This window comes from Bacillus sp. OV166, from assembly GCF_900177675.1.
Classification (GTDB): domain Bacteria; phylum Bacillota; class Bacilli; order Bacillales; family Cytobacillaceae; genus Neobacillus.
Genome location: NZ_FXWM01000002.1, coordinates 151,068 through 166,853 on the forward strand (window position 1 = coordinate 151,068; position 15,786 = coordinate 166,853).

Consider the following 15,786-nt stretch of genomic DNA (forward strand, 5'->3'; position numbering starts at 1 on the left):
ACCTTTGGATTTTCAGGTCAGAAAATATAATCGGAAAGAAACATAAATTAATGAGCAGAGTAAAGGTTCGTGTCGCTTGCTCCTTTCAACTATTTCTAGATTAATTGAATCGGTTACACTTAACTGGACAATAAAATTAAGGTCAAGTAGACTAACCACCAAATCTGGATATATTGCATAGTAAACATAAGTGATCTGTACAACGTGGAGTGGCGGGTATGCTAGCCTTGCTGGCGAGCAAGGTGTATTGATCAGCTGGCTTCCTGGGCGGGAAAGCGTGCCCGCAGAGGCTCCATGTCAAGTTTCGGCAGTAACCCACTATTCTGATAGTCTATTACATCTTATTCAGTTAAGGAGAGATTTTAAGATGACAAAAACCAGAATAAATGAAAGTGGAAAGCCTAGAATAGATATTATTAGTGAATATGATTTAACGCCTTCGGCATGGAACAACTGGGTAAAACAAAGTCAAACATCTGGTTCGTTTAAAGAGAAGGATAATAGAACACCAGAAGAAACAGAGTTGATCAAACTTCGTTAAGAAAATCAACGTTTATTGATGGAGAATGATATTTTAAAGCAAGCTGCGCTGATAATAGGACGAAAGTAAATGTGATCAAAAATAATCGACACAAATACTCGATATCAGCAATGTGCGACGTCCTACAACTTTCGAGAAACCTATTATTATGAAACAAAAGAGCAATCAAAATCAGAGGATGAACTAACGGCTACCGTCATTGATATATTTCATAAAAGCCGCCTGAACTATGGTACACCTAAAATTAAACATGAGTTAAAAGAGCTTGGTATAGTCGCATACAGACGACGAATTGGCAGAATCATGGAAGAGAATGGATTAGTATCTAAATATACAGTCACTCAGTTTAAGCCTCATGTTGATAAATGTAATGAATCAAAAGTTGAAAATGAACTAAATAGGAAATTTGATCAACAAAAGGAATTAACAGTTGTAGTAAGTGATTTAACATACGTAAGAGTCGAAAGTCGATGGCATTACATATGTTTCATTCGATATTAAACGCTCATTGAGCATGAAAGGATGCCCATATGATAATGCAGTTGCCGAGGCCACATTTAAAATTATCAAGACGGAGTTTATAAAAGGTGAATATTTTGAAAGTTTAGAACAGTTGAGGTTGGAATTAGATGATTATGTCCATTGGTTTAATCATATAAGAATACATAGAACACTAGGCTATTTAAGCCCTATTGAATATAAAAGGGAACACCTTAAAAAAGTTGTTTAGTTTAGTGTTGACATACCAAATTTAAGAAAAAGTGACTATGGGACAGTTATAAAAGTGAAATAGAACAGGAAGAGTAGTAGTGGAGTCAAATCATTTCAGTTATTTAATAACTTTTTCAATACGTACCAATTTAATAATAGAAATAAGCACTGAATAATCGATGCATATTTTGATTAACCCTATCCTTCATTTTTTTCTAAGCTATCTGTATAACTTATAGTCAAAAGTTAGCTAGTTTGATCTGTATATTCTAAGGGGAGATCCTTCCATCAGTTTATAGATTAACTGTTTAATAAATAAGCTGATGAAGGAAGTGTTAGGCAACCGGACTTTTATAAGTTTTTTTTTTATATTCAAAAGATATACTTGGAATCTAAAAATCAGTCTTTAAATTATGGCACGAAAGGGGGATGCCTTGACAAAGATTACCCTACTTTTCTTTATTCAAAAGAATTCTATTATTTTATTTCTTGTGTCACTGATAGATTTAATCCTCTAGCAATTCTTTCACCAAATTCAGCATCAGCTTTATAGAAATTTAGAGTTGCACGCAGTTAATATCTTCTCTTTCGACAGGCTTCATCGCATTCACGATATTCTCAACTGTACGAGCCTTTTCTCCTTCATCCATCAAACAATACAAATCACCAGCTTGTGTGTAGTAATCGTTATGATCATAAGCAACCTGTTCTGCTACACCTGTAACTTGGAATGGTGTTTGTTTATTTTCAGGTGACTCCTTTGGTCCGCTAAAGCTGTTTAGTTCATAATAAACAAAACCTACCCCATTTTGATCAAAACACATTTGATTGTCACGTTGATAATCATTTACTTCTCCTTTTGGACGGTTGATTGGCAGTGCAGCATGGGTTGGCACCAATACAATAACGATGGACATCTGAATAAGCAAAGATACGGCCTTGAAGCATTTTATCTGGAAAAGCCTCGACAACTGGTACCATTGTGCTAGGAATGAATGTTTGCTTGGTCAACTTCAGCGAAATAGACCGACTAAAAATAGTCGGTCTTCTTAGTGATAAAGGGGATCTTACTTAGCAACCTCTATAGGGCTTTGTTGCTGTAATTTAAGGTCGAAACGATCTGCATTCATTACCTTGACCCAAGCAGCGATAAAGTCACGCACAAACTTTTCTTTGTTATCGTCTTGAGCATAAACTTCTGCAATCGCACGTAGAACTGAGTTTGAACTGAACACTAAGTCAACTCTAGTTGCTGTACGCACTACTTCACCTGTCTTGCGATCACGTCCTTCATATACGCCACCGTCTACAGGCTTCCACTCAACTCCCATGTCAAGCAGGTTAACAAAGAAGTCGTTAGTAAGTGTACCTACACGATCAGTGAATACACCGTGTTGTGTCCCACCGTAGTTTGTACCTAGAACACGCATGCCACCAACAAGTGCAGTCATTTCTGGTGCAGTAAGGTTTAGCAGTTGAGCCTTGTCTACTAGAAGCTCTTCTGCACTTACACTATACTGCTTCTTCTGATAGTTGCGGAAACCATCAGCGATAGGCTCTAGTACTTCAAAGCTTTCTACATCAGTTTGCTCTTGTGTTGCATCGCCTCGTCCAGAAGCAAAAGGAACCGTTACGTCAAAGCCTGCATCTTGTGTAGCTTTTTCTACTGCGGCACTACCGCCTAGTACAATCAAGTCGGAAAGGCTGACTTTCTTATCTAGATGACTTTGAATGTCTTCTAGAACAGTAAGCACTTTTGTAAGTTGTTCCGGTTGATTTACTTCCCAATCCTTTTGTGGAGCAAGACGGACGCGAGAACCATTTGCGCCACCACGATTATCTGAGCCACGGAAGGTATTTGCTGAAGCCCAAGCCGTTGTGACTAACTCGCTAATTGTAAGGCTTGAGTCTAGGATCATAGTTTTAATTTTTTCTACTTCATCATATGTTAATTCATAATCAACAGTTGTTACAGGATCTTGCCAGATAAGCTCTTCTTCTGGAACTTCTGGGCCTAGATATCTTGAAAGAGGACCCATGTCACGGTGTGTTAGTTTGAACCATGCACGAGCAAAAGCATCTGCAAACTCTTCTGGATTCTCATGGAAACGACGAGAAATCTTTTCGTATACTGGATCAAAACGCAATGCCATGTCTGCAGTGGTCATCATCGTCGGAACACGTTTTGATGAATCCTCTGCATCCGGTGCAAGATCCTTCTCATCAGGATTTACAGCATGCCACTGATATGCACCTGCAGGACTCTTTGTAAGCCACCATTCATATCCAAACAATAGATCAAAGAAACCATTATCCCACTGTGTCGGATTAGCAGTCCAAGCACCTTCAATACCGCTGGTGATGGTGTCACGACCTTTGCCGGTGCCGTGTGAGCTTAGCCAACCTAAGCCTTGTGCTTCAATAGGAGAAGCTTCTGGTTCTGGACCAACATGAGCTGCATCTCCTGCGCCGTGTGCCTTACCAAAAGTATGGCCGCCAGCAACTAGTGCTACTGTTTCTTCATCGTTCATTGCCATACGTGCAAAGGTCTCGCGTATGTCACGAGCACTTGCAAGCGGATCTGGTTTACCGTTTGGACCTTCAGGGTTAACATAAATTAGACCCATCTGAACGGCAGCAAGTGGGTTCTCAAGCTCACGATCGCCTGTGTAACGGTTATCACCTAGCATTTCAGTTTCAGAACCCCAATAGATGTCTTCTTCTGGATGCCAAATGTCTGCGCGTCCGCCTCCAAAACCAAATGTCTTGCCACCCATTGATTCAATCGCAACATTACCAGTTAGAATCATTAAATCGGCCCAAGAGATCTTGTTGCCATACTTCTGCTTAATCGGCCATAGCAGTCGACGGGCTTTATCAAGGTTACCGTTGTCAGCCCAGCTGTTTAGTGGAGCAAAACGCTGATTGCCAGTTCCAGCACCACCACGACCATCACCTGTACGATAAGTACCTGCAGCGTGCCATGCCATACGGATAAAGAATGGACCATAATGTCCATAGTCAGCAGGCCACCACTCTTGACTGTTTGTCATTAAATTGTGGAGATCCTGTTTAAGAGCATGGTAGTCTAGCTTTTTAAATTCTTCTGCGTAATCAAAATCTTCTCCCATAGGATTGGATTTTCTGTCATGCTGATGAAGAATATTTAAGTTCAACTGGTTTGGCCACCAGTCTCGATTTGGCACACCACTAGATTTTAGATTAGTAGCGGCGCCGTGGTTAAACGGGCATTTTCCAACGTTTGAAATTTCTTTAGTGTCCATATTTGTTTCCCCATTAGTCATTTTTTGCACCTCTTTAAACAATTTAATATAATATTAATTATAATTTAAATTTTCAGATAAAAAAGTATGCACTTTTTTATCATATAGTATCTAATTGTATACTATATTTTAATTTATTATTTTTTAGATATAAAACGCTTAATAATATTAAAAACTCCCTTATTTCTAGAAAATTAATCAATCCTTTACTTAGTTAGTATATTCTTTAACACTATTTGAAAAAAAAGTGCCTACTTTTTTTCTGAAAATTTAAACTTATAATGGTATTATAGCGAATAATATCTAAAAGGAGTCAAAATAGGGAATTTCAATTAGCATTAGAGCTCGTAAACATTCCAAAAGCAAAAAAGCTTGTGAGGGAAATAGGGGAGTATGCTTGATGTGATTGAAATTGGAACGCCTGTTTTTTATTAAAGGCCTTCGTGCAATAAAAGATTTAAAGATGCTTTTTTCAAGCAGCTGGAGAAAGCCTATTTGAACTCCTTCATACCATTAAACGGGCGGTTATATCACAATGGCAATTTACAAAAGTTCCACCCTCGGGTCATTACTTCCTATAAGTTATAATGCTCAGTAATTGTGTATTACCTAAAAACCGATTGGATACTGACTTGTTTACGGAAAGTGATTGAAACAGAACTTGTGTTATACATCGATTATCAGTTCATTCTGATTAAATTTATCATATTCACTATTATTACTTCTATGTTGAACGAATATAATACAAAGGAGAAGTTACGTGGCTAATCATCATCGTTTACAGAAAGGATTTGAGGTATTAAAAAAAAGTGGGATAAGGATCACTCCTCAGAGATTGGCAATATTGGAGTATATGGCCACTGCTGAATCTCATCCAACAGTAGGTGAAATCTATAAGGATTTACAGGGGGTTTTGCCTAGCTTAACGACTGCCACGATTTATAGTAACTTAAAATGCTTTAAGAAATATAATCTTATTAATGAATTGTCCTTTGGGGAAGTTTGTAGTCGCTTTGAATGGACAACTTCCTTTCATTACCATATTAGATGTGAATTTTGCGGAAAAATTGTTGACTTTTATTATCCAAAATTAATGGAAGTAGAAGAATTCGCTAACATTAGAACAGGATTTAATGTATCTCATCACTTTTTTGAAGTAAAGGGAATTTGCCCCAAATGCCAATGATAAAAGGTATTCCAACTTGATAGTTTGGTGTACGGCTGTTCGATTGTTCGTCTGAACTGCTTTTTATTCTTATCAATTCTTTTAATACTTTGTCTAAAACTATAAGATTATATGTTAAGCATACAGGATTTACTCTATACAGGTAAATTATCTAGTGGAGCTGCTGTCATTTTTTCATATCCAAAGGTAGACATTCATTCTTGACTTCTAAATTTGTAATTTTCAAGACACTAGCCCTAACAAATCGACTAGAAAATTGAAATAAAAGGCACCTCTTCTTTACATGACGAGTCTGACTTCTTTATGACAATGAGGACTAGTATACTGATTCAACTGTCCTGATAAATTTTATTTTACAATCGTTCTTAGTTGCCAAACCCCGTGGCAAGATGCGACTTTTAATCATGCTGAACCCAAAAAATAATGTTTTCCGTTTTTCCCCATATATTCTCCGTTTGATTACATTATAAATGTTTCGATTTCAAAAATTGGGTATCAAGCTAAAACCATATTGTATAGTATTTGAATTATCAAATAGTGGCGTAAAACCCCTTTCTTCAGAAATGGGGATATAAGCCATATTTTTTTCTTTTTACTTTCAATTACTATTCCATAGTAGTATAATAAATATATAGAACAAATGTTCTGTGAGGAGGTGAAATAAGAAATGGAGCCCCATAAAAAGAACATGAAAGAACAGAAGAAAAAAGAATCGAAAGGAGATATTGTCATTCAGAAATTTCCACTCCGTTTAACCGGGGAGGAGAGAAGATTAGTCGATACTCTACGTATGGAAGCAGCGAATCTGTGGAATGACTGCTTAGATCTCCATTGGTGGCTATATGATGCTTATAAGGTTTGGACAAGTGCGTCTGAAAAAAAGCAATGGTACAATGCCACCACCCATAAATTACACTCGCAAACGATTCAATCGATCATCGAGTTACATGAAGAAACATGCAAAAGAACAAGGGAGTTACGGTCAAAAGGTGAGAAACAGTGGCGTTATCCTTGGAAATACAAAAAGTTCTTTTCCGTCAAATATAAAAAAGCAGCGATTAAATTAACTGGTAAAAAGCTCAGGTTTAGCAATGGAAAACAACAATCCCCCTTAGTGATCCCTCAACCGAAGCACATTGATTTCCATACGATAAAAAGTGCCGAAATCGTTTGGCACAAAAATCAATACTGGATGCATATAGCAGTGGAAGTACCAAAACAAAAGCAGGTTCAAGGTAAAAAGGAAGCCGGCTGCGATTTAGGGCTCATCCATGCGGCCGTTTTAAGTAACGGAAAAATTCACCTCATTGTAACAGGAAGAGAACTTCGCTCGTTACAGCGCTACAGAAACAAAAGGTTGAAAGAGTTTCAGAAGCTGATTAGTCAGAAGAAGCCAGGTTCGAATAAAAGGCATAAACTCATTTTGCGTAAACGCCGTTTTTTAGAAAAACTGGAACGGAGAATGGAGTATCTATTGCATTCTATTTCGAAAATGGTCACTGATTGGTGTGTGGAAAGCCAAATTAAAACACTCTATATAGGAACACCGGATGGCGTTCAAAAGAATACGAAAAAGGAAAGGAAAACCCGTAAAGAAATCCGTCAACAATTGTCCAATTGGAGTTTTGGGCAATTAATCGGAAAAATAAAATACAAACTAAAACTTCGAGGAGTCAAAGTCCAACTTGTGGAAGAGTCCTATACTTCCGGAACGTGCCCGTCATGTGGAGAATTCCGCAAACAAAGGAATCGAAACTTCGACTGTCATTGTGGCGCGGAAGGACATCGGGATGTAGTAGGCGCCATTAATATTTTGGACAAGTCTGTCAATAAACAGCTAACGAAAAATCGGGAATTACCTAAAATAGAAGATACAAAGTATCGCCGAGTCCTTTTAGCTCCCATTGTCTCGCACAATGAGGCTAAAAGGGCAGTGGCGTAGTGCCTATGATTGGGCTGCGGTATGTGGTTTTTACTACATGTCGTAATGAACTGGAGAAGTAGTAAGACCTGGAAGCCCCGGCCGAAAGGCGGCTTTGATGAAGGTTTAAAAAAGAATCCCCTGGATTTATCCATGGGGAGAAGTCAACTTAAAACTGTATCTAGTTTCTTCTTTTATATAATGATAATTTTAAATCTATTTCATATTGCATAATTACAACACTTTTATACCATTTTTAAATATTGCTTGTGGCTCCTTTTAGCCATACCAAGATCTGAACACTTTGTTCCGCTCTTATTGCCATTGGGAGTGAAGACCAAAACAGGGGCTCCAATGGTAATAAATTAAACTTATGAATTTGGTTTAATAATTAATTAGTATATCCAATTTTAATAAAATACCACCAATTTGAAACTAAAGCAAAAGGGCGAATTATATAGCAGAGATTAAATTTGATTTGAAAGTTCATCCTATTTTAGAAAAAAAAATTCAGCTAATTAAAACAACAAATGCTGCAATTTATTTAGTTGGGCCAATGCGGCTCCCAGTTAATCTATATGGAGAAACAGTTGTATTCCAATGGTATTGCTGGTTAATTGTGATGAGATAGTAAAAGATTTCGAACGATTAATTGAGAAATTATCTTCCCTTAACTTAGCTGAATTCCCACAATCAAGTGTCTTGACGTATGGCGACTTTTCTTATGGAGATGATGCAATTATTCGAATGCATTCCATTTGTCATACATGTGACATATTAAGTAAAAGATGCGATTGTGGATTTCAATTAAAGCAATCAATGAAAATGATTGCTGATCATGGTACAGGTGCCCTATTTTATTTAGCCAATCATGAGGGAAGGGGGATTGGATTATTTAGTAAATGCAATGGCATATTTACTACAAGAAAATGGTTATGATACCGTAGAAGCAAACGAAGCTCTTGGTTTTGTTTATGATTCTAGAAATAATGGTAATGCGATTATGGTTCTTAAAGCATTACGTTCTAAACAAGTAAAACTAATTACAAACAATCCTATAAAATTGGTAGCATTAAAACAGTCTGGACTCCCTGTATCTGGAAGACAACTGTTATGGGGAGATATTTCCGAATATAATGAAAAGTATCTTGAGACGAAAATAAATCGTTCTGGGCATTTCAAGAGTTGAAGGTTCTTTTCTTAATAACTTACCATTTTAATAATATGTGGAATAAGGTCTAATATTCAAGTTTTTATGTATGGCGTGTTTTTTACACTTTATTTTCAATCCAGGTAACATACTTCCAAAAACAGCTTTTTTTGATTGCCAAATATAGCTCAGATAAAATGTATTAATTTAATAGAGTATTTAATGTTAATACCCTTTATAATTTGGAAGAATTGCGTATGAAAATCAAGTTCCTTTACATTCACAATTCTTATCGTTACTCTAGTGACGGTTTTGATTTCTTCTCGTTTTTTAAAAGGGTAATCAGTTAAATTGACCGCAAGTGGACGAGTATAATGTCTTCGTATAAAGCCGGAGAAAGGAATAGACGTCCCCCAAATAACACCTATGGTTATTGTTTCAGATTATAAACTTATTGAATAAACTCTTGGCGATTTTAGTTAGAGGTGCGAGGTGCTGGGAGAATTCCCACTCCCTGTTGCGAAAAAAGCATGAGCGTCATTGGACTAGTAATAGAAAGTAGGTAGTGATTCAAAAGGTAAAGTTGAACGTTTTAATAGAGTAGTAGATTCATTCCTGAGTGAAGTAGGACTTGAAAAGTTCAATACTTCGGATCGATTAAATGAACTTTTTCAATTCTGGCTAAGCGAATGTAACCAAAATAAGCCTCACTCAGCTCTTGGAGAGAAAATTAGTCCGGAGTCTATTTTCGAAATGAAAGAAAAAAGCTCTTCGGTTTGTTGACCCAGATACGTTGGCGAAATGCTTTTCTCCATTGTTAGACTTGAAAGGTAGATAAATCGGATGTATCAGTATTATGCAGAAAAATGAAGTAGGGCTTGCTTTTATTGGCCGTCAAGTCGATGTTATTTTCGATCCTTCGGATCTTGAGGAACTTATAATTGAGTATGAGGGATACTCACCATAGAAGGCTCGAAAGCTTGTCATAGGTGAAAAAGCAGGGAAGTGATTACCGATGCCTTTTCATCTTCAAACAAAAGAGTCCAATTCCAGGACTAATGAAGGCTGCGGAACAGAAACATTTGAGAGCGTCGGATAGAACAGACTCCTGCTGTTACCTTCCGTACAATATGGTAGGAGGATGTAGAAAATGTTTAAGGAATTTTACGGTATAGATAAATACCTCTTTTTCAAGGGCTGTTCTAATAGATAAAATATATGATTCTTCAATTAGCAAGAAATACTGGGGGAGGCTTAAATTTACGCCAAAAAGACAGCTTTTTGCAGTTCAACCAGCGACTGTGGAACCAGTAAAACAACTAGTATCCGTAATTTTGTGGATAGGCTTGATAATACAAAATTTCAAGTATCTATTTATCTGATTCAAAATTTACCCCTCGGTACTTTTATTTGGGATCGTTAGAACAATTAGGTTCTGAAGCCAAGTTTTATAGGGATGATACGAAACGGCAGCTTTATCGAGAGATTGAGTTAATGAGAGGTATTCGCAATAAACAGCCTGTTGTGGTGGTGGACGAAGCACATATTTTAGATCGTAAAATGCTTGAGGAGGTAAGATTCTTACATAACTTCAAAATGGATGCTTAAAGTCCTATGGCCCTTTTCCTTGTAGGTCAGAGTGAATTATGGGATCGCCTCCGACTTCAATCATTTGCAGCAGTTCGTCAGAGAATCATATGGTCAAACAGGTCATCCAGGGGGAACTGTCATGAAACGGCAATGAATACCAATAAGATATAATAAAGATTTAGGTTACTGGTTAGTTTTAAAAGCTGAAAATGGTTATATGATGCATTGCGTTGAACCGTTTGCGCTTTGTATCGGAGGAGATAGAGATGTATCTTGTGTTTTGGAATTAGGGAGACAATGGTATGTCGTTATAAGCTCAAAGGGAGTATACCCTAGTTTATGAACAATGAAATTTATAAAATTCAGATTTAGAGAAAAATGGGAAGCATGGTGAAAAATTGCTTCCCTTTTAATTTGGTCATTTATTTCATCAAAATCCGGATAATTAACACCATTAAAATTCTGGAAATATTTAATGTAAGTAACACTAAATCCTGTATAACTAACTCCTCTACTTCGCTTTTTATTGTAATATCACGTATCATAACTAGTCTTGAAATTCTGCATATACAACTATATCATCAAAATCATTATCATGAGCATCTTCAATCCGTAGGATTGAGTATTATCACCATCAGTGTTAAATGGATTTTCTTACACAATACTTTGATACCAAGATGCTCCTCTGTTTGATCCACTGTTTTTATGCCACCCAGTAAATCTATACGGAACATCATGACCCGTATTATTTTCAGGTGTATAGAACGGTATATCAGTGCGTCAACGATGATTGCCTGCTTCAAAAAGTTTACCGTTAAATAAAAGTTATCTGGGAGTGGGGAAGTTATCGTTGGTTTGGCTTAATTGAAGACACCAATCAAAAAAAAAAGCATCTACCCAGGGGGGGGCTCAATATACTATCTGTTTATTTATCCTAATGTTAGCAGAAATAATTGATTTAGTGCTCTAAGTGGATTTTTTTAATAAAATATTAATCCACCATTAGCCTAAATTATAATGGTGTAAAACAACCAATTTAAAATAACTAATCCTTTTTTAATTCATTAAATCGAATAAAAAAGGTAGTTCCTTGCTCACTAGTTATTAAATCGATTTTAGCATTATGACGTTTAGCAATACTATAGCAGATTGCTAGCCCTAGACCTATTCCAGTATCTTTCGTTGTAAAGAAGGGGGTTCCAATATCTTGAAGAAATTCTGAATCAATTCCACATCCTTCATCTATTACGGCTAAAACAGCGATTTTATCTTCAGTATAAGTTTTAATGATTAATTTACCACCCGATTTCATTGCATCTAAACCATTTAATGATAAATTTAAGATTAATTGGCTTATTTCTTTTTCATCTATAAATAATTTAGGACAATTGTCTAGTTCAAGTATAATAGACTTTCCAGTTCGTAAAGCTTCTGCCTGTATTAGTGGGTATAATCCTTCAATAATAGGATTTAGATGTTGAAGCGTTTTATAGCTTAACTTGTTTTTTGCTAAATTAAGGTATTCAGTAATAATCGAATTAGCTCTATTTAATTCTCCTAGCATTAAATCAATGTACTTAATGGTTAAATGCTTGGGATCGCTTTTAGATAATTCTAAAAACCCTCGGACTGTAGTCATTGGATTTCTAATTTCATGAGCAATACCAGCTGCCATCGCTCCAATTAAATTCAAACGGTCTAAGCGAGTCATTTCACGTTCCAGGTGAATTCGCTCTGTTATATCTGTAATGACTTTCATGACACAAGTTTCTCCTTGAATCTCAAAAATCTCAGTTGATATCAAACCTTCACGTACTTCACCTGACTTAGTTTGATACTGAATTTTCGCATTTCTTATACTTTCTTGAGTTTCTAAATCTATATTCACTTCATTACTTGAATCTATAGTAAGATTTAATATTGAGGTGTTTTGATGAATTATTTCTTCATTGGAATAACCAGTATAGTTTAACCAACTTGAATTCACATTGATGTATCTTCCATCTGTTAATGAACGAATCTCAATCAAGCAAGGGCTAGATTCAAAAATTCTATAAAAATGTTCTTGTGATAAACGAAGATCTTCAACTATTTTTTTTCGCTCATCGATTTCTTTTCTGAGCATTTTGTTGGCTAACATTAGTTCCTGAGTTCTTTCCTCTACTAGTTTTTCCAGAATATTATACTGTTGTTTTTTCTCATTATCCTCTATTTTCCGTATGGTTATATCACGAATTGAAAGGACAAAGATTTGTTCATCATCTATTTTAGCTTCGCCAATTTGAATATCTACTGGAAAATTACCTTCCCTTTTGTGTTTTGCAACAGCTTCAAAGAGTTGTCCTTTCTTCTTACCAAGGGATGTCATACGGAATGGGGTAATTTCGTCACTATTAAACTTAACTGCTGGTATAAGATTAATAACATGTTGTCCCAATAATTCCATAACCGAATATCCGAACATATTTTTTACTGCAGGATTGACCGATAAAATAAATCCTCGTCTATCAAACGTAATAATGGTATCTAATAGAGTTTCATCGATAACCTTTGCAAGAACTTCATTCTTTTGTAAATCTAAGGTTGTGCGCTCTAGCTTTTCATTTACTACATCAAGTTCAGACTGACGCCGAAGCGCACTTCTCTTTATTTTTTCTTGGTTTTGATAAATCTTTACAAACTCTTGTACCTTCATTTTTAATGTTTCAGGATGAAAGGGTTTAATTATATAGTCAACTGCTCCCATGCTATATCCCTTTAGAACATGCTCTGATGTTTGGCTATTAGCCGTGATAAAAATAATAGGAATATACTTAGATCTCTCTCTTTCTTTAATCATCTTTGCCGTTTCAAATCCATCTAAACCTGGCATCTGTACGTCTAATAAAATGACTGCAAAGTCCTGTTTAAGCACGCATTTTAATGCTTCCTCACCAGAAGTTGCACAAACTAGATTATACTCTGGGGAATAAAATACAGCTTCTAATGCAAGTAAATTTTGCGGGTGATCGTCAACCATTAAAATGTTAATCTTTTGATCCACATTGCTTTCATGTTCTAATACATGAATATTTGATAGGCTGACTTGATTTGATAAGGAATTATTTGATCCTACTGTATTGTTTTTCAAATGTATCAACCTCTCTTTAAGAATTTGCAATGCTTATAAATTTAATTCTTTCTTTACTTCCTAAACCTAGTATTCCAGGTAAGCATAGACTTTCATTAAGTACATTGAATACTCTATTTTGAAGCGTTTTATTAAAATTAATCATTTACTTACGCATTATTAGCCATAACAACCAGATCAATGTCGGGATTACTTTGTAAAGTAGATTTCCTATCAATTCCATTTTTGCAAACATTATCTCAACTTTATATTTTTCAAGTGCTGTTGTTATTGCGAAAATAAACGTACTATCAATACCATAACTGATAGTAAAGGATAATTAATTTTCATGTATTTTACACTATTCAATAGCATTGTTATAATGAAATAAAATATTATGAATTCCATATTTTAACATAAGTGTATGCTGCTTTCGAAATTACAATGAAACCATCTATTAAAAGGGATAAATCTCACTTAATTGAAAGTACTGTTGTTTTTTCTCGTTATCCCCTTTTTCCCGATTGTTTATATCACGAATTGAAAGCACAAAGATTTGTTCATCATCTATTTTAGCTTCGCCAATTTGAATATCTACTGGAAAATTACCTTCGCTTTTGTGTTTTGCAACAGCTTCAAAGAGTTGTCCTTTCTTCTTCCCAAGGGATGTCATACGGAATGGGGTAATTTCGTCACTATTAAACTTAACTGCTGGTATAAGATTAATAACATGTTGTCCCAATAATTCCTTAACCGAATATCCGAACATATTTTTTACTGCAGGATTGACCGATAAAATAAATCCTCGTCTATCAAACGTAATAATGGTATCTAATAGAGTTTCATCGATAACCTTTGCAAGAACTTCATTCTTTTGTAAATCTAAGGTTGTGCGCTCTAGCTTTTCATTTACTACATTAAGTTCAGACTGACGCCGAAGCGCACTTCGCTTTATTTTTTCTTGGTTTTGATAAATCTTTACAAACTCTTGTACCTTCATTTTTAATGTTTCAGGATGAAAGGGTTTAATTATATAGTCAACTGCTCCCATGCTATATCCCTTTAGAACATGCTCTGTTGTATGATTATTGGCCGTTACAAAAATAATAGGAATATACTTAGATCTCTCTCTTTCTTTAATGATCTTTGCCGTTTCAAATCCATCTAAACCTGGCATCTGTACGTCTAATAAAATGACTGCAAAGTCCTGTTTAAGCACGCATATTAATGCTTCCTCACCAGAAGTTGCACACACTAGATTGTACTCTGGGGAATAAAGTACAGCTTCCAATGCAAGCAAATTTTTCGGGTGATCGTCAACCATTAAAATATTAATCTTTTGATCCACATTGCTTTCATGTTCTAATGCGTGAATATTTGATAGGCTGACTTGATTTGATAAGGAATTATTTGATCTTACTGTATAGTTTTTCAAATGTATCAACCTCTCTGAAAGAATTTGCAATGCTTGTAAATTTAATTGTTTCTTTACTTCCTAAACCTAGAATTCCAGATATGCATAGACTTTCATTAAGTAGATTGAATACTCTATTTTGAAGGGTTTTATTAAAATAAATCATTACATTCCTGCAGATAATAACATGAAATTCATTAAATGAGCGGTCGGTAGCCAAACTATGCTGTGCAAAAACTACATTTTTTGTTAGAAAAGAGTCGAAAGTTGCATTTTCATTTTCCGCTGTATAATACTCTGAAAAAGAGCTTTTACCTCCAGCTGCATGATAATTTTTTGTGTATAATTGCATTTTTTTTAAAGAGAATTTACCTCTTTTCCCAATACTTATAACGCTTTCATTAATATCTGTAGCATAAATTCTTGTTTTTTCATATAAGCCCTCTTCGTGTAAGAGAATTGCCATCGAATACACTTCTTCTCCAGTGGAACAGCCTGCATGCCAAATACGAATATAGGGTAAGTGCCTTAAGAAAGGGACTATGTTTTTTCTAAATGATAGAAAAAATCTTGGGTCACGAAACATCTCAGTAACATTGATGGAGAAATCATTAAGTATTTTTTCCATAACATGAGGATTTTGGAAAACTCTTTCTTGTAAACCTGAAATACTTGATAATTTCTCTGCACGCATTAGATTCCATATTCTACGTTTTAAAAATGGTAACGAATAGTTTCTAAAATCAAATCCGTAATATCGGTAAATACCTTCAAGTAATAATTGAAGCTCAATTTCTTCTATTTCACTAAAAACTTTTCTTTGTTTGTGATTCATCTTTTTCGATACCTCATATTCTATTATAATTGCTAAGCGGTACCA

Annotated in this window: 10 protein-coding genes and 3 pseudogenes; 8 read left to right on the top strand and 5 right to left on the bottom strand. The window is 35.5% G+C overall.

The genetic code is table 11. The annotated features are described in order from the left end of the window. The first annotated feature begins 367 nt into the window (after positions 1-367). Positions 368-1,271 (top strand): annotated as a pseudogene (locus CCK98_RS32425) (IS3 family transposase). Positions 1,272-1,729: 458 nt separating this feature from the next. On the opposite strand, the pseudogene CCK98_RS32430 reads toward CCK98_RS32425, so the two are convergent. Both CCK98_RS32430 and katG read right to left on the bottom strand, forming a co-directional pair. Beyond that, positions 1,730-2,276, bottom strand: a pseudogene (locus CCK98_RS32430) (catalase); the annotation flags it as partial. Positions 2,277-2,319: 43 nt separating this feature from the next. Further along, positions 2,320-4,536 (bottom strand): catalase/peroxidase HPI, encoded by a 2,217-nt coding sequence (gene katG / locus CCK98_RS32435; protein WP_088091078.1) that lies wholly within the window; start codon positions 4,534-4,536, stop codon positions 2,320-2,322. 760 nt (positions 4,537-5,296) lie between these two features. On the opposite strand from katG, the gene CCK98_RS32440 reads away from it, so the two are divergent. From CCK98_RS32440 to CCK98_RS37155, 7 genes and pseudogenes are all read left to right on the top strand, one after another. Further along, positions 5,297-5,722: a Fur family transcriptional regulator gene (locus CCK98_RS32440; protein WP_088090740.1), complete on the top strand. Its 426-nt coding sequence runs from the start codon at positions 5,297-5,299 to the stop codon at positions 5,720-5,722. 667 nt (positions 5,723-6,389) lie between these two features. Continuing rightward, positions 6,390-7,664 carry an RNA-guided endonuclease TnpB family protein gene (locus CCK98_RS32445; RefSeq protein WP_088090741.1) on the top strand — a complete coding sequence of 425 codons (1,275 nt, stop codon included), beginning with the start codon at positions 6,390-6,392 and terminating at the stop codon, positions 7,662-7,664. 726 nt (positions 7,665-8,390) lie between these two features. After that, entirely contained in the window at positions 8,391-8,582 is a 192-nt protein-coding gene (locus CCK98_RS36660) for a hypothetical protein (RefSeq protein ID WP_256942645.1), read from the top strand. Next, complete coding sequence (locus tag CCK98_RS36665; RefSeq protein ID WP_256942610.1) at positions 8,530-8,832, top strand: hypothetical protein; 303 nt, start codon at positions 8,530-8,532, stop codon at positions 8,830-8,832. Before CCK98_RS36660 ends, CCK98_RS36665 begins: the two co-directional genes overlap by 53 nt. Before the next feature lie 543 nt (positions 8,833-9,375). Beyond that, positions 9,376-9,576: pseudogene (locus CCK98_RS35035) on the top strand (transposase); the annotation flags it as partial. A gap of 627 nt (positions 9,577-10,203) precedes the next feature. Next, a complete protein-coding gene (locus CCK98_RS36670) occupies positions 10,204-10,401 on the top strand; it encodes an ATP-binding protein (protein WP_256942611.1) in 198 nt (65 codons plus the stop codon). 142 nt (positions 10,402-10,543) lie between these two features. After that, positions 10,544-10,726 (top strand): DUF5348 domain-containing protein, encoded by a 183-nt coding sequence (locus CCK98_RS37155; RefSeq protein WP_373408558.1) that lies wholly within the window; start codon positions 10,544-10,546, stop codon positions 10,724-10,726. Positions 10,727-11,428: 702 nt separating this feature from the next. Here the strand turns inward: CCK98_RS37155 and CCK98_RS32460 are convergent. The 3 genes from CCK98_RS32460 to CCK98_RS32470 form a co-directional block, all read right to left on the bottom strand. Further along, on the bottom strand, positions 11,429-13,513 hold the full coding sequence (locus tag CCK98_RS32460) for a PAS domain S-box protein (protein ID WP_088090742.1): 2,085 nt from the start codon (positions 13,511-13,513) through the stop codon (positions 11,429-11,431). A 436-nt stretch (positions 13,514-13,949) separates the two neighbouring features. Further along, positions 13,950-14,927 (bottom strand): response regulator, encoded by a 978-nt coding sequence (locus CCK98_RS32465; protein ID WP_088090743.1) that lies wholly within the window; start codon positions 14,925-14,927, stop codon positions 13,950-13,952. Beyond that, on the bottom strand, positions 14,899-15,741 hold the full coding sequence (locus tag CCK98_RS32470) for a protein-glutamate O-methyltransferase CheR (protein WP_088090744.1): 843 nt from the start codon (positions 15,739-15,741) through the stop codon (positions 14,899-14,901). Before CCK98_RS32470 ends, CCK98_RS32465 begins: the two co-directional genes overlap by 29 nt. Between the last annotated feature and the right edge of the window lie 45 nt (positions 15,742-15,786).